This window comes from Pseudomonas sp. S2_A02 (assembly GCF_054668495.1).
The window spans coordinates 3,254,459-3,272,863 of record NZ_CP162776.1; the positions used below are offsets into that span (position 1 = coordinate 3,254,459).

Here is an 18,405-nt window from a genome sequence, read left to right on the forward strand (position 1 = left end):
AAACCCCGCTTTCGCGGGGTTTTTCATTAGGCCAACTGAGGTTGCACGCTCACAGGCTTGAGCGGCAACAGCGGCGCATGGGGATCGGCATCCACCGATGCGCGCCAGGCTTGCAGCCACTCGGCGTGGCCTTCGTTCCAGACCTGCTCATGCAAGCGACCCAGTGCCACCGGATCACTCAGCAGTGCCACGCGTTCGTTGTTGGTCAGCCCGGCAGGCCCGACCTTCATCGCGTGGCGAACCCGCTCGACGCGCAGCCATTCGATTGGCTCGGCCTGACGGTGACGGGATGTCGCCAGCGCGCACGCCAAGGCGTTCTGTTGCGGATCGACCACAGCCCGGACGAAGCCGTCATTCAGCGCATGCCAACGGTTTTCGTGGGTGTACTGGTCGGTTGCCAGCAAGGCCTGTGGCGGATTGTATTCCTCAGGGATCAGGAACAGGCTTTCGTCACGGGACTTGAGGCCCAGGCCGACACGGCTGGAGATCACCGATACCGGGATCGAGAGCATCAGCGAACCGACAATCGGCACCAGCCACCAGAGGAAGCTCGGGTTCAGCCAGATCACCAGCAGAGCCCAGAGGAAGCCCAGCACGGTTTGCGGACCGTGGCGCTTGACCGCTTCGCTCCATGGCGTGGAGTCGTCGTCACGTTGTGGCGAGTTCCAGGTCGCGGCCCAGCCGAGGAACGCGGCGAGTACGAAACGGGTGTGGAAGATCATCCGCACCGGCGCCAGCAGCATGGAGAACAACATTTCCAGCAGCATCGACAGCGTCACCTTGAACTTGCCACCGAACTCTTTTGCGCCCTTGGCCCAGATCAGGATGATGCTCAGCAACTTCGGCAGGAACAGCAGCACGATGGTCGTCGAGAACAACGCAATCGCCTTGTCCGGCTGCCATTGTGGCCACAGTGGATAGAGCTGACGCGGTTCCAGGAAGTATTGCGGCTCCATCAACGTGTTGACCGCCAGCAAGGCCGTCGACAACACCAGGAACAAGAACCACAACGGCGCAGACAGGTACGACATCACGCCGGTCAGGAACACCGCACGGTGCACCGGGTGCATGCCCTTGACCAGGAACAGCCGGAAGTTCATCAGGTTGCCGTGGCACCAGCGACGATCACGCTTGAGTTCGTCCAGCAGGTTCGGTGGCAGTTCTTCGTAGCTGCCCGGCAAGTCGTAGGCAATCCATACGCCCCAGCCGGCACGGCGCATCAGCGCAGCTTCGACGAAGTCGTGGGACAGAATCGCACCGGCAAACGCGCCTTTACCGGGCAACGGCGCCAGGGCGCAGTGCTCGATGAACGGCTTCATGCGGATAATCGCGTTGTGACCCCAGTAGTGGGATTCGCCCAACTGCCAGAAGTGCAGACCGGCAGTGAACAGCGGACCGTACACACGCGTGGCGAACTGCTGCATACGCGCATAAAGGGTGTCCATGCCCGACGCACGCGGCGCGGTCTGGATGATCCCGGCGTCCGGCGTGGCTTCCATCAGGCGCACCAGACTGCTCAGGCATTCGCCGCTCATCACGCTGTCGGCGTCGAGCACGACCATGTACTTGTAGTCACCGCCCCAACGACGGCAGAAGTCGTCGAGGTTGCCGCTTTTACGTTTTACGCGGCGGCGGCGACGGCGATAGAAGATCTTGCCGAAGCCTTTGCCTTCACGGCAGACGTCCAGCCAGGCCTGCTGCTCGGCAACGCAAATGTCGGCGTCGTTACTGTCGCTGAGCACGAAAAAGTCGAAGCGATCCAGGTTACCCGAGGCCGCAACCGATTCGAAAGTCGCCCGCAAACCGGCGAACACCCGCGGCACGTCTTCGTTGCAGATCGGCATCACCAGTGCGGTGCGTGCGTCCTTGGCGATCGGCTCGTTGCCGGCGCTGGCGCCGGAAATGCGGTACTTGTCACGGCCGGTGATCAACTCGAGGAAGCCCATCAGCGCGGTCCAGAAGCCCGCCGAGACCCAGCAAAACAGAATCCCGAACATGATCAGAATGCTGGTTTGCAAGGCATATGGCAGCACTTGCGTGGCGGTTTGGGTCAGCGGTTGATGCAGGACTTCTTCAAGATCGACGAACGACCACCCCTGGTACGGCATGATGCCTTTCATGTACCAGCCGGCGACAATCGTCTGACCGAGCATCAGCACCAGCAGAATGTAGCGTCGGATCGAACCGACGGTGCGCCAGCGAGCCGCTGGCAGCACGTTCTCGTCTTTCGGCGGGGCCGGCGGATTGGTGCGACCGGTCAGCCGACGCCAGCCACGCACCAGAATGTTGGTGCGCCACGGCTCGGGCACGACTTTGGTCCGACGGATCGGCGGGGTTGCCTTGAGGCAAACCCGACCGCTGGCGTCGAGCACCAGCATCTCCGCGTCCGCCAGTTCTTCGGCGGTGTTCAGGGTCAGGCGCCGGCCAACCGAGGCTTGAGCAGCCTCGGTCGGCGCGTCGAACGTCGAGGACGACAGACGTTCGTGCAGTTCACTGAACGACTTGCAGCCCGCGAGTTCCGCGCGCTGCTCGTCGCTCATCGGCAAATGCGCCAGATACTCGGCAAGCGTTTGTGGCTGTACTTGTAAATTACTCATCGGCGGGCAACTGATAGCTCCAGGTCTCGGTCAGGACTTGTTCAGTCGGTGCCGATTCCGTTGTGGCTGGGGCCGCTTCGGCAGCAACAGGCTGCTTGGCGTCTTTGTTGTCCTTGTCCTTGGTGTCCTTGACCTGCTGGGCTTGTGCTTCAGCCTGCTTGGCTTCCTTGTCCTTCTTCTCTTGCTGCCGGGCGGCAATCTTGTCGGCCTTGGCAACGGAAGAACTGGACGCTGGCGCCGCGGTCTTGATCGCGTCGGCAGGCGTGACGTTCTTCACCAGTGCAGCCCGCATTTCGGTGGCTTTGCCCGGATCCTTGATCTTCATCCGCAAAGTCAGGCGCCAGCCCTTGGTTTCAGGGTTGTAACGGACGCTGTTCTCGACCAGCTCTGCGTTGTCGCCAACGCTCACCTGGCTGCGCACTTCGGCATCTTCCGGCAGGACCTGCAAGGATGGGCCTTCGAAATCCACCAGATAGGCCACGCTGCCGTCCGGCTGACGAATCAGGTTCGACTGCTTCACATCACCCGTGGAACGCAGGGTCTGTTGAACCCAGGCGCTGTCCGGCGAATGCAGGGAGGCTTCATCGAGGGTCCAGTGCAAACGGTAGGCAACGTCCAGCGACTGGCCAGGCTCAGGCAGTTTGTCCGGGCTCCAGAAGGCAACGATATTGTCGTTGGTTTCGTCAGCAGTAGGAATCTCCACCAGATCGACGGAGCCTTTGCCCCAATCGCCTTTCGGTTCGATCCAGGCACTTGGGCGCTTGTCGTAGCGGTCATCAAGGTCTTCGTAGTGACTGAAGTCACGGCCACGTTGCAGCAAACCGAAACCGCGCGGGTTCTCGATCGAGAAGTTGCTCACGGCCAGGTGTTTCGGATTGTTCAGTGGGCGCCAGATCCACTCGCCGTTGCCGGCATGGATCGACAGGCCGCTGGAATCGTGCAGTTCGCGACGGTAGTTCAGCACTTTCGACGGTTGGTTGGCGCCGAACAGGTACATGCTGGTCAACGGCGCAACGCCAAGCTTGGTGACCTTGTCACGCAGGAACATCTTGGCCTTGACGTCGACAACCGTGTCGCTGCCCGGGCGCAGGGTCAGGCGATAGGCACCGGTGGCACGCGGCGAATCCAGCAGGGCGAAGATCACCAAATGCTTGTCGCCCGGTTGGGGCTGTTGAATCCAGAACTCGGTGAAGCGCGGGAACTCTTCGCCGGACGGCAACGCGGTATCAATAGCCATGCCGCGAGCGGAGAGCCCGTAGGTCTGCCCCTTGCCAATGACGCGGAAATAACTCGCGCCGAGCATGGTCATGATTTCGTCTTGCTTGTCGGCCTTGTTGATCGGGTACAGCACACGGAAACCGGCATAACCCAGCTGTTCGGTGGCTTTAGGATCGAACTTCACGTCGCCGAAATCGAAACGACTTGGGTCGTATTTGATCTCTTCGACGGTGTTGGCCGTGATTTCGTTGATTTTCACCGGCGTATCGAAGTGCATACCCTGGTGATAGAACGACAGCTTGAATGGGGTTTTCTGGTTCGCCCATTCGGCCTTTTCAGTCAGGAACCGAATTTTTTGATAATCAGCGAATTTCATCTCGCGAAATTCATTCGGCAGGTTACTGCGCGGGGCTTCGTATTTTTGCCCGGCCAGCTCTTTTGCCTTGACCGATACGTCATCCAGATTGAATGCCCAAAGTTGGCCGGCGCTGAACAGGCAGAGCAGTGCAGAGCCTGCTACCAGAGCGCTTCGAAACCGTTTGGCAGACAATTTTGGTGCATTACAGGGACTAACAATCACGAGCAACCCTCGCCGAAAACAGATCAAAAAACCAACGGCCAGTTAAAGTGCCAGCACGGTGTGCGGTGGAAAAAAACCGACCCTGCGAACGACTCTTGCCAAGTTGGCGAGCATTGTTCCGACTCCTATGGGGCAAAATGATTCCCCAACAGGCCTCGGACAAGTCTCTACCTAAGTCAAAACGGACCAACGAACGCCGATCCCCGTAGCGCGCGATTATCTAGTAGGCCGCGTTACAACGCATCAGGGGGAACCAAGTATTTATCGGGAAAAGCCTCTGTTTTCAGTCGAAATGCACTTAAAAAGATGTTTCAAGCGCTTTCACGTCTGTAACAGGAAGGTTACCGGGCCATCATTGACCAGATGCACCTGCATATCCGCGCCGAATCTACCTGATGCCACAGTGCCATGCACCTGTTTCGCTTTACCCAATAGATAGTCGAACAGCTCCTCGCCCAAAGCAGGAGGCGCCGCCGTCGAAAAACTGGGGCGCAACCCGTTTTTGGTGTCGGCGGCCAGGGTGAACTGCGAGACCAACAGCAACCCACCGCCTACGTCCGCCAAGGACAGATTCATCTTGCCCTCGGCGTCACTGAATACTCGATAGTTAAGCAGTTTATGCAGAAGTTTGTCGGCGCTGGCCGGAGTATCGTCGGGCTCGACCGCCACCAGCACCAGCAACCCCTGATCTATCGCTCCAACCACCTCTCCCGCAACTTCGACTCGCGCGCCACGCACGCGTTGCAACAGGCCCTTCATGCTTCGTCAGGCGACAGGTTGAGCATTCGGCGGGCCATCAAATCAGCGGCGCGTACCAAGGCATCGGTGATACCCGATTCGGACGCTGCATGACCGGCGTCGCGAATCACCTGCAATTCACTGTTCGGCCAGGCCTGATGCAATTCCCAAGCATTATCCAACGGACAGATCACGTCGTAACGACCATGGACGATAACGCCGGGCAGGTGCGCGATCTTGGCCATGTCACGAATCAGTTGGTTCGGCTCGAGGAAAGCATTGTTGGTGAAGTAGTGGCACTCGATACGGGCGATGGACAACGCTCGTTGAGGCTCGGAGAAACGGTCGACCACCAGCGGATTGGGCCGCAGGGTCGCGGTGCGGCCTTCCCACATGGACCAGGCCTTGGCCGCGTGCATCTGGGCGATCTGATCGTTGCCGACCAGGCGTTTGTGGAACGCCGAGAGCAAGTCGTGGCGTTCGTCCTGCGGGATCGGCGCGATGTAGTCCTGCCAGTAATCGGGAAACAGGCGACTGGCGCCGCACTGGTAGAACCATTCGATTTCCTGGGGACGGCAGAGAAAAATCCCGCGCAGAATCAAACCATGCACGCGCTCCGGGTGGGTTTGCGCGTAGGCCAAGGCCAGGGTCGAGCCCCAGGAACCGCCGAACAGCACCCATTTGTCGATGCCCAGGTGCTTGCGAATCCGCTCGAGGTCGGCGACCAGATCCCAGGTGGTGTTGTTTTCCAGGCTGGCGTGAGGGGTGGAGCGACCGCAACCACGCTGGTCGAAGGTGACGATGCGATACAGGTTCGGATCGAAATACCGGCGGCTCTGGGCATCACATCCGGCGCCAGGGCCGCCGTGGATGAACACTACCGGCAAACCTTCCGGTGAACCGCTTTCGTCGACATACAGCGTGTGGGTTTTATCGACAGCCAGATCGTGCCGGGCGTGGGGTTTGATCTGCGGGTACAAAGTCTGCATTTGCGCGCTCCGTAAGGGGTCGAGGTCATCCCTGGGGGGACTTCTATTATTCTGCCGTCCGGCATCATAAACCCGAATTACTTCAATGAGCATGCCCCTTGCAGCGTCAGCATTTGTCAGCCCGTCTTCTCAGCCAAATAGCCGAGCAGGGTTTCATAGAGTCGGTCGACCTCGGCGACCTGCCTCCGTGCCCGCAAACAGCCATGCACCAGCCCTTCCCCGTAATAAAGCGTTGCGCTCACGCCTGCGGCGTTGAGTCGCTCGGCGTAAAGCACGCCGTCATCGCGCAGCGGGTCGAACTGCGCCACGGCAATCAACGCCGGTGGCAGACCGCTGAAATCGTCGGCGAGCAAGGGCATCGCATAGGCTCCCGGTTGTCGGGTACCGCCTAAATACAACGCGTGATAACAATCCAGATCGCTGCTGCCGAGCAATGGCGCGTCGGCGCATTCAATGCGTGATGGCAACCGGTGATCGCCGCTCAAACCCGGATAGATCAGAATCTGTGCGCAAGGCGCCTGTTCGCCGGCATCGCGCAAGGCCAGACACAACGCAGCGGCAAGGTTGCCGCCAGCGCTATCGCCCGCCACCAGCGTCCGCGCCGGGTCGAGCTGAAACGGCCCCGTCCGTAACGCGCGCCATACACTCAGGCAGTCATCGAACGCCGCCGGAAACGGACGCTCCGGCGCCAATCGATAATCGACGGCGATCACCAGAACCCCGAGCACCGACGCCAGTTCGGCGCAGATGAAGGCGTGGGAATCCAGATCCCCCACCACCCAACCGCCGCCGTGCAGGTACACAATGCACGGCCAACCGTTGGTCGGCGGCGTGACCAGCGGTTGCCAGGTGCGTACGGCCACGCCTGCCAATTGGAAGTCGACTACCTCAAGCTCCGCAGGACATGGCGGAGTAAACGCCCGGCACATTTCGCTGTAGGCCTGACGCAAACCGGTAAGGCTGCCGTCGGTGCTGTTGAAGCTGAGGGTTTTCTCGACGAAAGCCGCCATGTGTTCGGAGAGTGGATAAGGAGCCATGAGCCTGCAGCCAGCCAAATAGAGGAAGTCAAAAAATTTGAACGACGCAAATCCTGTGGGAGCGTGGCTTGCCCGCGAAAAATGCACCGCGGTTTTTCAGGTATTACGCGTCATCGTTCTTCGCGGGCAAGCCACGCTCCCACAGGATTTGCGCCCCCCTCGCCACAGTGATCCCGCTCGACTTGTCAGTTTTTCAAACTGGCCTGAACGGTTGCCCCCCCCTCCTTGCCATCAAAACTGCTGACACCCGCCAGCCAGCGTTGAAGATCTTCGGGATGATCACGCAGCCATTGTCTGGCAACGTCCTGCGGCGTCTTGCGCTCCATGATCGGCACCATCAACTGACTTTCCTGAGCGGCGGTAAAGGTCAGGTTTTCCAGCAAGCGGTTCACGTTCGGGCAGCGTTCGGCATAGTCCGGCGCGGTCACGGTGGAAACCGTCGCCGCGCCTTCGTTCGGCCCGTAGACGTCTTCGCTGCCGGTCAGGTAGGCGACGTTCATGTTGATGTTCATCGGATGCGGGGTCCAGCCGACGAACACCACGAACTCCTTGCGATTGACCGCCCGCTGCACGGCGGCGAGCATCCCGGCCTCACCGGACTCGATCAGTTTGAAATCCTTCAAGCCAAAGTGATTGGTCTCGATCATGGTTTTGATCGTGGTGTTGGCCCCGCTGCCCGGCTCGATGCCGTAGATCTTGCCGCCGAGCTGATCCTTGAACCTGGCAATGTCGGCGAAGGTTTTAAGGCCCGCCGCCGCAACATAGTCAGGCACGGCAAGGGTTGCCTGGGCATCCGAGAGGCTCGGTTGGTCCATGACCTTCACCTGACTGGCGGCCACAAACGGTGCGATGTTTTTGTCCATCGCCGGTTTCCAGTAACCGAGGAAGATATCGAGGCGTTTGTCGCGGATGCCGGCGAAGATGATTTGCTGCACGGCGCTGGTTTGTTTGCTTTCGTAGCCAAGGCCGTTGAGCAATACGTCAGCCATGCCACTGGTGGCGATCACGTCAGTCCAGTTGACCACGCCCATGCGCACGGTCTTGCAGGACGCGGGATCGTTGGCGAAAACGCTGGTGCTCAGAAGAGCAGTGCCGCAGAGGATTGAGAGACAGCGGGTGAACAGTCTTTTCATCGGGATGATCTCGTGCGGCAGCGGATTATTGTGGGCCCGGTGTCTTCATGCACCGTGCCCAGAACATTACGCAGCGTCGAGAGGGTAAAAGCGAACTGTAGCGACCGTGTTTTGCACGGTGGCGACTGTCTCAACCGATCGTTCCCATGCTCTGCGTGGGAATGCAGCCCGTGACGCTCCGCGTCACTGGACGCGGAGCGTCCCTAGAGGCATTCCCACGCGGAGCGTGGGAACGATCAGTCAGCTGTAGTGCTTTTCGCCCCACGCCAGCAGCCCTTGCAGCAATTCCCTGAGCACCACCTGCGTCGGCGCCGCAAGGTCCGGGCGATAACGGAATGGCTCGAACTCTTCCATGTAAGTGCACTGACCCAACTCCAGTTGCACGGCATGGATGTTCTCGGCCGGGTTGCCGTAATGCCGGGTGATGTGCCCGCCCTTGAAGCGACCGTTCAGCACATGACTGTAATCGCCATGCCGTGCGCAGATGGCTTCCAGTTGGCTGGCCAATTGGGGATCGCAACTGGCGCCGTTGAAGGTGCCGAGGTTGAAGTCCGGCAACTTGCCGTCGAACAGGTGCGGGATGATCGAACGGATCGAGTGCGCATCGAATAGCAGCGCGTAGCCGAATTCGGCTTTCAGCCGCGCCAGTTCTTCCTGCAAGGTGCGGTGATACGGCGTCCAGATATGCTCCAGGTAAGTCGCCCGCTCTGCAGCCGATGGCTGCAGCCCTTCGCGGAACAACGGAATACCGTCGAACAGCGTCGCCGGGTACAGACCGGTCGTGGCGCCGACATACAAAGGCTTGTCGTCGGACGGTCGGTTCAGGTCGATGACAAACCGCGAGTACTCGGCCGCCAGGGTGCTGGCGCCCAGCTCGGCGGCGAACTCGTAAAGCCTTGGGATGTGCCAGTCGGTGTCCGGCAGGCTTTTCGCGTCGGGAATCAATCCCGCTTCGACCACTGGGGTCAGGCGCAGGCCGGCGTGGGGCATGCTGATCAGCAGCGGCACGCGGCCTTGTTTGAAGTTCAGAACCTTATCCACAACTGCTCTCCTGAATGCTTGTCTCGACGCCGTGACGCACGACGCGTTTTTCCAGGTCGCCGCCCAGCCAGTACGACAGGTCGGCCGGTCGATCAATCTGCCAGGCGACGAAGTCTGCGACTTTGCCGGCTTCCAGCGAACCATGAGTTTCGGCCATGCCCAGCGCGGTGGCGGCATGAATCGTTGCGCCAGCCAGAGCCTCTTCCGGGGTCATGCGGAAACAGGTGCAGGCCATGTTCAGCATCAATCGCAACGACAGCGCCGGCGAAGTGCCCGGGTTAAGGTCGCTGGCGATGGCGATTTTTACGCCGTGTTTGCGCAGGGCTTCCATCGGCGGCAATTGGGTTTCTCGCAGGAAGTAGAACGCGCCGGGCAGCAATACCGCGACGGTGCCGGACTTGGCCATGGCGATGGCGTCGTCTTCGGTCATGAATTCCAGGTGATCGGCGGACAATGCGTGGTAACGCGCCGCCAGGCTCGACCCGTGCAGCGACGACAATTGCTCGGCATGCAGCTTCACCGGCAAGCCGAGGTTCTGCGCAGCGACGAAAACCCGTTCGACCTGTTCCGGCGAAAATGCCAGGTACTCGCAGAAAGCGTCCACCGCATCCACCAGCCCTTCGGCCGCCAGGGCCGGGAGCATTTCGCTGCAGATGTGATCGATGTAGTCGTCGGCGCGATCAACATATTCCGGCGGCAGAGCGTGGGCGGCCAGGCAGGTGCTGCGCACGCTGACTGGCAATTCAGCGCCGAGACGGCGGATCACCCGCAGGATTTTGCGTTCGCTGGCCAGGTCCAGGCCGTAGCCGGACTTCATCTCGACCGTGGTAACGCCGTCGCGCATCAGGCTCTTCAGGCGCTTGGCGGCGCTGGCGAACAGCTCGTCTTCGGAGGCTAAGCGAGTGGCGCGCACGGTGCTGGCAATGCCACCGCCGGCCGCGGCAATTTCCGCATAACTGACGCCTTGCAGACGTTGCTCGAATTCACCGCTGCGATTACCGCCGAACACCGTGTGGGTATGGCAGTCGATCAGGCCCGGAGTCACCCAGGCCCCTTTAAGATCATTGACTGCCGGGTACTCGCCTGACGGCAGTTCGCCGCGCGGACCAATCCACTCAATGTGCGCACCTGACGTCACGATGGCCGCATCCTCGATGATCGAGTAGACGCCTTGCGCCATCGTTGCGACGTGGCAGTGTTGCCAGAGAGTTTTCATCCGTGGCCTCCGTTAGGTTATCGATGAGAAAAAGAAGGTTCCCGCTCCACCGGTACTGCCTTCCCTGCCGCCGGTTTCACCCACGTCAGGTAGGCCAGCACCAGCAATACAATCCAGACCACGCCGACGATCAGAGCCGCCTGTGTATCCGGGAAATAGCCCAGCACGCCGAAAATGAACAGCATGAAAGCAATCGCCGCCATCGGCGCATAGGGCCAGAACGGCACCGGGAATTTGAGTTGTGCGACCTGCTCGGCGCTCATGGAACGACGCATCGCCACCTGGGTGAACAGAATCATCAGCCAGACCCACACCGTGGCGAAGGTAGCGATGGAGGCGATCAACAGAAACACATTTTCCGGAATCAGGTAGTTCAGCAGCACGCCCAGCAGCAGCGCGACACTCATCACCACCACGGTCATCCATGGCACACCATTGCCCGACAGGCGGGCGAAGCCTTTGGGTGCGTGCCCTTGCTGAGCCAACCCATACATCATCCGGCCAGCGCCGAAAATGTCACTGTTGATGGCCGACACCGCCGCCGAGATCACCACGATGTTGAGGATGGTCGCGGCCGAGCTAATGCCCAGGTTGTCGAAAATCTGCACGAATGGACTGCCTTGGCTGCCAATCTGCTGCCAAGGAAAGATCGACATCAGCACAAACATCGTCAGCACGTAGAACAGCAGGATACGCAACGGTACGGCATTGATCGCCCGGGGCAGCACGTGCTGCGGGTCTTTGGCTTCACCAGCCGTTACGCCGATGATTTCAATGCCGCCAAACGCAAACATCACCACGGCAAACGAAGCGATCAGGCCACCCACGCCGTTGGGCATGAAGCCGCCATGGCTCCAGAGGTTGCTGATGTCGGTCGCCTGGGCGCCCGGCGCGGTGCTGATACCGAACAGCATGATGCCGAAGCCACCCAGGATCATCGCAACGATGGCCGCGACCTTGAGCAGCGACAACCAGAACTCCATTTCACCGAAGACTTTGACGTTGCACAGGTTCAAGCCGCCGACCACCGAAACGATGCCGAGTACCCAAATCCAGCGAGCGACTTCCGGAAACCAGAAGCCCATGTAAATACCGAACGCAGTGACGTCGGCCATACCGACGATGACCATTTCGAACGCATAGGTCCAACCAAGGATGAAGCCTGCCATCGGCCCCAGATAGGTGCTGGCGTAATGGCCGAAAGAGCCGGCCACCGGGTTGTGCACCGCCATCTCGCCGAGGGCGCGCATGACCATGAACACCGCCGCGCCACCGATCAGGTAAGCGAGCAATACCGCAGGCCCGGCCATTTGAATGGCCGAGGCAGAACCGTAGAACAGCCCGGTGCCGATAGCCGACCCCAGCGCCATGAAGCGAATATGTCGGGCAGAGAGCCCGCGTTTCAAACCTTTTGTTGGCTGTTGCATTTCTCGTCCTTAATTATTTTTATTGGCGACTGATCGCTCCCACGCGCAGCAAAGGAATGCAGCCCGTGACGCTCCGCGTCACTGGACGCAGAGCGTCCCTAGAGGCATTCCCACGCAGAGCGTGGGAACGATCATCAGAGAAGGAGCCATTACAGGCTAGGCAGCAACTTCGCCGTAACCAGCTCATTCAGGCAACGCGTCGCCAACAACTCACTCGCCGCATTGATGTCTGGCGCAAAGAAACGGTCCTTCTCATAAAAAGGTACTTCAGCCCGCAAAATCGCCCGAACCTTTTCCAGTTTGGCCGAGGTTTTCAGACCTTCACGCAGATCGAGACCCTGAGCCGCCGCCAGCCATTCCACCGCCAGAACCCCACGCGTGTTTTCCGCCATTTCCCACAGACGCTTGCCCGCTGCCGGAGCCATGGACACATGGTCTTCCTGGTTGGCGGAAGTCGGCAGACTGTCCACCGAGTGCGGATGAGACAGCGCCTTGTTTTCGCTGGCCAGTGCCGCAGCAGTCACCTGGGCGATCATGAAGCCGGAGTTCACGCCGCCATTGGCCACCAGGAACGGCGGCAGTTGCGACATGTGCTTGTCCATCATCAGCGAGATACGACGCTCGCTCAGCGAACCGATTTCGGCAATAGCCAATGCCATGTTGTCGGCGGCCATGGCCACCGGCTCGGCGTGGAAGTTACCGCCGGAGATCACGTCGCCTTCAGCGGCGAACACCAGCGGGTTGTCCGATACAGCGTTGGCTTCGATGGCGAGCACTTCGGCGGCCTGACGGAACTGGGTCAGGCAGGCGCCCATGACTTGCGGCTGGCAGCGTAGGGAGTACGGGTCCTGGACCTTTTCGCAGTTCTGGTGCGAGTCGGATACTTCACTGCGCTCGCCCAGCAGATCGCGGTAAGCGGCAGCGGCGTCGATCTGGCCTTTCTGGCCGCGAGCCGCATGAATGCGTGCGTCGAATGGCGAGCGCGAGCCCAGCACGGCTTCAACAGTCATACCACCAATGGCCAGGGCGCCAGCAAACAGGTCTTCGCCTTCGAACAAACCGCGCAATGCATAAGCAGTAGAAACCTGAGTACCGTTGAGCAGCGCCAGGCCTTCTTTCGCGGCCAGGGTCAGCGGGGTCAGGCCGGCGACTTTCAGTGCTTCAGTGGCTTGCATCCACTCGCCTTTGTAACGCGCCTTGCCTTCGCCCAGCAGCACGAGAGACATGTGGGCCAACGGCGCCAGGTCGCCGGAAGCACCGACCGAGCCTTTCAACGGAATGTGCGGATAAACCTCGGCGTTGATCAGCGCAATCAGCGCGTCGATCACCACACGACGAATCCCGGAGAAGCCACGGCTCAGGCTGTTGACCTTGAGCACCATGACCAGCCGCACCAAGGCGTCGCTGATCGGCTCGCCAACACCGGCGGCGTGGGACAGAACGAGCGAGCGCTGCAGGTTTTCCAGGTCTTCGCTGGCGATGCGGGTCGAGGCCAGCAGGCCGAAACCGGTGTTGATGCCATACGCAGTGCGGTTCTCGGCGAGGATCTGTTCCACGCAGGCGACGCTGGCTTCGATTTGCGCCGAAGCGCTGTTGTCGAGGGTGATTTTGACCGGGTGCTGATAAACATCACGCAGTTGGGCAAGGCTCAGTTGGCCGGGAATCAAATTAAGCGCAGTCACATCATTCTCCTTTTGAGAGCTTCTTATTAACTCACCAGACGCTCCGGAGATGTCCGTTGTCCGTCGCGTCTCGCTTTTGGGGAGACGCGCCTTGGCACGCTGGTGTTGTTGGAATCAATTGAGGTTGGGTAAAGCCTTGTGCAACAAAATCGGGTCTTTCAACACACTGGCAGCGGCGGCGATGTCCGGTGACAACCAACGGTCCTGGTCGTAGGCCGGGACTCGCTCACGCAGCAGACGCCACGCGGTATCGGTGCCAGCGCCAAAGCGTTGCTCTTTGAGGAATTCAAACGCCTGGGATGCCAGCAAATATTCAATGGCAAGGATCTGCGTGCAGTTTTCCAGCGCGCGATGCAGCTTCAGCGCGGCGTTGGTGCCCATGCTCAGATGGTCTTCCTGCAAGCCCGAGGTGACGTAGTTATCGAGCACTGCCGGTTGCGCCAACTGGCGGTTTTCCGCACACAGGGAAGCGGCAACGTACTGGACGATCATCATCCCGGAATTCACCCCGGGATTGGCCACCAGAAACGCCGGCAGACCGCTGACGTGCGGGTTGATCAAACGGTCCAGGCGACGCTCGGCGATGGAGCCGATTTCGGCCATGGCAATCGCCAGCAAATCCGCCGCCAATGCCACTGACTGACCGTGCGGGTTGGCCTGGGACACCACTCGGAAGTTATCCGGCGTGCCCAGTAGCATCGGGTTGTCGGTGACAGAATTGAGTTCGGTTTCGATCTGCTTTTTCGCGTGCTCAAGTTGATCGCGAGCGGCGCCGTGGACTTGCGGGATCGAACGGATGCTTAACGCATCTTGAGTCCGAATGCCTTTGCTGCTGGCAATCACTTCACTGCCATCTAGCAACGCCCGCAGGTTGATGCCGACTTGCTGCATGCCCGGATGGGGTTTGAGCGCGATGATCTCGGCATCAAATGCGGCAATCTGGCCACGCTGAGCTTCGAAGCTCATGGCGCCGATCACATCGGCCCACTGCACCAGACGCGTCGCATCGGCAATGGCCAGACAGCTGAGACCGGTCATGCACGGCGTGCCGTTAACCAGGCACAAGCCATCTTTGGCGCCGAGCTGAACCGGTTGCAGACCTTCCTCGCTCAACGCCTGCTGCGCGGAAACGATCTGCCCGCGATAGCTGACATTGCCGACACCCAGCAGAGTGATTCCGATGTGGGCCATGTGGGTCAGGTAGCCCACCGAACCCTGGGACGGCACTTGCGGGGTGATGCCGCGATTGAGCAAGGCCAACAGCGCTTCGACCACCCGGCGATGAATGCCGGATTTGCCATGGCTATAGTTGTGAATAGCGGCGCAGATGATTGCGCGGGTCTGTTCGTCGGCCAATGGCGCGCCGACGCCACAGGCGTGACTGAGCAAGGTGTTGCGCGACAGTTGGCTGAGTTGTTCGCCTTTGAGCGAGACGTTGCACAAGGCGCCCAGGCCGGTGTTGACGCCGTAGGCACGCTCGCCGCTGGCGACGATGCGCTGGACGATCGCCTGGGCATTTTCGATCCGCGCCCAGATCTGGGACGACAGCTCGAGCTGTGCGCCGTGACGGGCTACGGCAACCACATCCTGCCAGCGCAACGGGGCGTCGGCGATAACGATTTTTTCAGCCTGGGACATCATTAACCTCTTGAACTTGATCGTTCCCACGCTCTGCGTGGGAATGCCGCCTGGGACGCTATGCGTCCCGTTGTCAGCGCAAGGCTCAAGCCCTGCGCATGTATGACGCGGAGCGTCACGGGATGCATTCCCACGCAGAGCGTGGGAACGATCGGCCTTTAAACCACCGCAGCACGCCGCTGAACAAACCGGTCCACATACTCATCCGCCGGCGAATGCAGGATCTCTCGTGGCGTGCCGACCTGAATCAGGCGGCCATCCTTGAGAATCGCAATGCGGTTGCCAATACGCACAGCCTCGTCGAGGTCGTGGGTGATGAAGACGATGGTCTTGTGCAGGGTCTTTTGCAGTTCCAGCAACTGGTCCTGCATTTCGGCGCGGATCAGCGGGTCGAGGGCGCTGAAAGCTTCGTCCATCAAGATGATGTCGGTGTCAGCCGCCAAGGCGCGGGCCAGGCCCACACGCTGGCGCATACCGCCGGAAAGCTGGTGCGGGTATTTGTTTTCGTAGCCCTTGAGGCCCACGGTGTTGATCCAGTGCAGCGCGCGCTCGGCGCACATTTGCTTGCTCTCGCCACGCACTTTCAGGCCATAGGCGACGTTATCCAGCACGGTTTTGTGCGGCAGCAGGCCGAAGCTCTGGAACACCATGCTGATCTTGTGCCGGCGAAATTCGCGCAGGGCTTCCATGTCGTATTGCAGGATGTCCACGCCGTCCACCAGGATCGCGCCGCTGGTGGGGTCGATCAGGCGATTGAAGTGGCGCACCAGGGTCGACTTGCCGGAACCCGACAGGCCCATGATCACGAAGATTTCGCCAGTGCCGATGCTCAGCGACAGGTCGTTCACGCCGACCACGCAGCCGGTTTCGGCCAATACCTGGTCTTTGGTCTTGCCCTGGCCAATCATGCCCAGCGCATCCTTGGAACGGCTGCCGAAAATCTTGAAGACGTTTTTGACTTCGATCTTGCTAATGGCTTCATTGCTTTTGCTAATGGCTTCGTTGCTCATTTGCTCACCTCATGCCGTGGCCGACCATACGCCTGAGTAATGCGGTCGATGACCACTGCCAGAATCACGATCGCCAGACCGGCCTCAAGACCACGTCCGACGTTGAGGGTCTGAATCCCCACCAACACATCTTCACCCAAGCCACGGGCACCGATCATCGAGGCGATGACCACCATCGACAGGGCCATCATGGTGGTCTGGTTGATCCCGGCCATGATGCTCGGCAGGGCCAGCGGCAGTTGCACGCCAAACAGTTGTTGCCAGCGATTGGCGCCGAAGGCGTTGATCGCTTCCATCACTTCACCGTCGACCTGACGAATACCCAGATCGGTCAGGCGGATCAGCGGCGGCGCGGCGTAGATCACCGTGGCGAAAATCGCCGGGACCTTGCCCAGGCCGAACAGCATCAGCACCGGGATCAGGTACACGAAGCTCGGCATGGTCTGCATGATGTCCAGCAACGGCATCAGCACCGAACGCAGGCGATTGCTGCGCGCCGAGAGAATACCCAACGGAATGCCGATCAGCACCGAGATGACGGTTGCCACCATCATCAGCGCCAGGGTCTGCATCAGCTTGTCCCAGAGGCCGACCGCACCCACCAGGAACAGCAGACCGACGATGACCGACGTGGTCACGACTTTGCGGGTCGCGTGCCAGGCAACGCCCGCCACGATTGCCAGCATCAGCCACCAGGGCGCCGCACGCAGCAGTCCTTCGAGATTGACGATGGCCCACAACAGGGTGTCGGAGATGCTGCGGAACACATCGCCGTAGTTGGTGACCAGCGAATCGACCCAACTGTTGACCCAGTCGGCGATGGAAAAGGTAAAGCTTTCGGGAAACATAAAAAGACTCTCAATCAAGGGGTTGCGATCAAGCATCCGACTGCCGTTGCCGACAGTCGGAGAGACTCAACCTACAAGGCCGCGTCGATCTTTTTGGCTGCGTCTTCGCTCACCCACGCGTGCCAGACTTCAGGATGTTCCTTCAAGAAGATCTTGGCCAGTTTTGGCGATTCGATCCGCTCTTTGGCCATGCGCCCGAGGTTCTGGTTAAGCAAGTCGATTGGCAGGTTGACCTTCTCCAGCACAGCCACCAGTTCCGGAGCTTGCTCGTGGAAGGTCTTGGACAGGCCGACCTTGATGGTCACTTGCTTGTCCACACCTGGTTTCTCTTCGAGTTTGACCAGGTCGACCTGGCCCATCAGCGGAGTTGGCGACCAGTAGTAGAACAGGATCGGCTCGCCGCGCTTGTAGCTCGACAATACCGCCGCATCCAGCGCCGGGCCGGTGCCCGGACGGAAGTTGGTGTAGGTGCTTTCCAGACCGTAGCTTTTGAGCATTTCGCTGTTGTCCAGCTCACAGGTCCAGCCGGCCGGGCAGTTATAGAAACGGCCCTTGGATGGCTCTTCCTGATCCTTGAACACTGCAGCGTATTTACCCAGATCGGCAATCGCTTTCAGGTCCGGAGCTTTAGGCTCCAGCTTGCGCTTGGCGTCGCCTTCGATCACGTAACGCGGCACGTACCAACCTTCGACAGCACCCACGACAGGCGCGCCGACACCGACAACTTTGCCGGTCTTCTCGGCCTTGTTCCAGACTTCGCTACGACCGACCCACTCTTCGGCGAAGATTTGAATATCGTTGCTGCTCAGGGCGTTTTCCATGGTGATGGAGTTGCCTGGCAGGCTGTCGGTCTTGCAGTCGTAACCTTTCTCCAACACGACTTGCAGCACGTCGGTCAGCAGCATGGCGCTTTCCCAGTTCAGGCCGGCGAACTTCACCGGTTTGCCCGATTCGCACCAACCAGCCGCCTGAGTGGCGCCGGCGCTGGCCAGCAGGCCCATGGAAAGCAATGTGGTCAGCAGGGTCTTGTTCGATTTCATTGTTGTGACGCTCCTAATCATGAGTTGGCTTACGGCAGTCAAGAGGCATCCAGCCCTGTCCACGTCCAGTCAGGCCTGCGCCGCAGCGCGACCGACATTCAGCTTTTGTTCGGTGATCGCGTCCTGCTCGACCGGCAGGATCAAACGGTCTGGTGTTGCGCTATGCCACTGTCTGGCCAGTGAGAGCGAGCGGGCTCGCTCTCACATAAAA

Annotated in this window: 14 protein-coding genes; all 14 read right to left on the reverse strand. The window is 60.1% G+C overall.

Going from position 1 to position 18,405, the window contains the following annotated elements:
- Positions 1–26: 26 nt before the first annotated feature.
- The 14 genes from mdoH to AB4O41_RS14935 all read right to left on the reverse strand — a co-directional run bounded on the left by mdoH (position 27) and on the right by AB4O41_RS14935 (position 18,194).
- Positions 27–2,597 (reverse strand): glucans biosynthesis glucosyltransferase MdoH, encoded by a 2,571-nt coding sequence (gene mdoH, locus AB4O41_RS14870; protein WP_460143713.1) that lies wholly within the window; start codon positions 2,595–2,597, stop codon positions 27–29.
- On the reverse strand, positions 2,590–4,395 hold the full coding sequence (locus AB4O41_RS14875; protein WP_460143714.1) for a glucan biosynthesis protein G: 1,806 nt from the start codon (positions 4,393–4,395) through the stop codon (positions 2,590–2,592). Before AB4O41_RS14875 ends, mdoH begins: the two co-directional genes overlap by 8 nt.
- A gap of 321 nt (positions 4,396–4,716) precedes the next feature.
- Positions 4,717–5,154 carry a D-aminoacyl-tRNA deacylase gene (dtd, locus tag AB4O41_RS14880; RefSeq protein WP_123361149.1) on the reverse strand — a complete coding sequence of 146 codons (438 nt, stop codon included), beginning with the start codon at positions 5,152–5,154 and terminating at the stop codon, positions 4,717–4,719.
- Positions 5,151–6,122, reverse strand: coding sequence for a prolyl aminopeptidase (pip, locus tag AB4O41_RS14885; RefSeq protein WP_048396065.1), 972 nt, complete (start codon positions 6,120–6,122; stop codon positions 5,151–5,153). The genes dtd and pip overlap by 4 nt, the downstream gene beginning before the upstream one ends.
- 116 nt (positions 6,123–6,238) lie before the next feature.
- On the reverse strand, positions 6,239–7,159 hold the full coding sequence (locus tag AB4O41_RS14890; RefSeq protein ID WP_460143715.1) for an alpha/beta hydrolase: 921 nt from the start codon (positions 7,157–7,159) through the stop codon (positions 6,239–6,241).
- 185 nt (positions 7,160–7,344) lie between these two features.
- Positions 7,345–8,292, reverse strand: coding sequence for a choline ABC transporter substrate-binding protein (locus AB4O41_RS14895; RefSeq protein WP_460143716.1), 948 nt, complete (start codon positions 8,290–8,292; stop codon positions 7,345–7,347).
- 240 nt (positions 8,293–8,532) lie between these two features.
- Positions 8,533–9,333, reverse strand: a complete 801-nt coding sequence (gene hutG / locus AB4O41_RS14900; RefSeq protein ID WP_460143717.1) for an N-formylglutamate deformylase — start codon at positions 9,331–9,333, stop codon at positions 8,533–8,535.
- Positions 9,326–10,549: an imidazolonepropionase gene (gene hutI / locus AB4O41_RS14905; RefSeq protein WP_460143718.1), complete on the reverse strand. Its 1,224-nt coding sequence runs from the start codon at positions 10,547–10,549 to the stop codon at positions 9,326–9,328. Before hutI ends, hutG begins: the two co-directional genes overlap by 8 nt.
- A 17-nt stretch (positions 10,550–10,566) precedes the next feature.
- Positions 10,567–11,976, reverse strand: coding sequence for an amino acid permease (locus AB4O41_RS14910; RefSeq protein WP_460143719.1), 1,410 nt, complete (start codon positions 11,974–11,976; stop codon positions 10,567–10,569).
- Between the two features lie 149 nt (positions 11,977–12,125).
- The gene (gene hutH, locus AB4O41_RS14915) at positions 12,126–13,658 is read right to left on the reverse strand and encodes a histidine ammonia-lyase (RefSeq protein WP_460143720.1); all 1,533 of its coding nucleotides are present in this window, start codon (positions 13,656–13,658) and stop codon (positions 12,126–12,128) included.
- Between the two features lie 114 nt (positions 13,659–13,772).
- Positions 13,773–15,296, reverse strand: a complete 1,524-nt coding sequence (gene hutH / locus AB4O41_RS14920) for a histidine ammonia-lyase (protein WP_460143721.1) — start codon at positions 15,294–15,296, stop codon at positions 13,773–13,775.
- A gap of 158 nt (positions 15,297–15,454) precedes the next feature.
- A complete protein-coding gene (locus tag AB4O41_RS14925) occupies positions 15,455–16,306 on the reverse strand; it encodes a quaternary amine ABC transporter ATP-binding protein (RefSeq protein WP_258619181.1) in 852 nt (283 codons plus the stop codon).
- The gene (locus tag AB4O41_RS14930) at positions 16,303–17,154 is read right to left on the reverse strand and encodes an ABC transporter permease (protein ID WP_030129253.1); all 852 of its coding nucleotides are present in this window, start codon (positions 17,152–17,154) and stop codon (positions 16,303–16,305) included. Before AB4O41_RS14930 ends, AB4O41_RS14925 begins: the two co-directional genes overlap by 4 nt.
- Positions 17,155–17,225: 71 nt before the next feature.
- Complete coding sequence (locus AB4O41_RS14935) at positions 17,226–18,194, reverse strand: ABC transporter substrate-binding protein (RefSeq protein ID WP_460143722.1); 969 nt, start codon at positions 18,192–18,194, stop codon at positions 17,226–17,228.
- Between the last annotated feature and the right edge of the window lie 211 nt (positions 18,195–18,405).

Bases quoted from the DNA above. Each gene is read 5' to 3' on its own strand.
- mdoH (WP_460143713.1), bottom strand. From the start codon at position 2,597: ATGAGTAATTTACAAGTACAGCCACAAACGCTTGCCGAGTATCTGGCG.
- dtd (WP_123361149.1), bottom strand. From the start codon at position 5,154: ATGAAGGGCCTGTTGCAACGCGTGCGTGGCGCGCGAGTCGAAGTTGCG.
- pip (WP_048396065.1), bottom strand. From the start codon at position 6,122: ATGCAGACTTTGTACCCGCAGATCAAACCCCACGCCCGGCACGATCTG.
- AB4O41_RS14890 (WP_460143715.1), bottom strand. From the start codon at position 7,159: ATGGCTCCTTATCCACTCTCCGAACACATGGCGGCTTTCGTCGAGAAA.
- AB4O41_RS14895 (WP_460143716.1), bottom strand. From the start codon at position 8,292: ATGAAAAGACTGTTCACCCGCTGTCTCTCAATCCTCTGCGGCACTGCT.
- hutI (WP_460143718.1), bottom strand. From the start codon at position 10,549: ATGAAAACTCTCTGGCAACACTGCCACGTCGCAACGATGGCGCAAGGC.
- AB4O41_RS14910 (WP_460143719.1), bottom strand. From the start codon at position 11,976: ATGCAACAGCCAACAAAAGGTTTGAAACGCGGGCTCTCTGCCCGACAT.
- hutH (WP_460143721.1), bottom strand. From the start codon at position 15,296: ATGTCCCAGGCTGAAAAAATCGTTATCGCCGACGCCCCGTTGCGCTGG.
- AB4O41_RS14925 (WP_258619181.1), bottom strand. From the start codon at position 16,306: ATGAGCAACGAAGCCATTAGCAAAAGCAATGAAGCCATTAGCAAGATC.
- AB4O41_RS14930 (WP_030129253.1), bottom strand. From the start codon at position 17,154: ATGTTTCCCGAAAGCTTTACCTTTTCCATCGCCGACTGGGTCAACAGT.
- AB4O41_RS14935 (WP_460143722.1), bottom strand. From the start codon at position 18,194: ATGAAATCGAACAAGACCCTGCTGACCACATTGCTTTCCATGGGCCTG.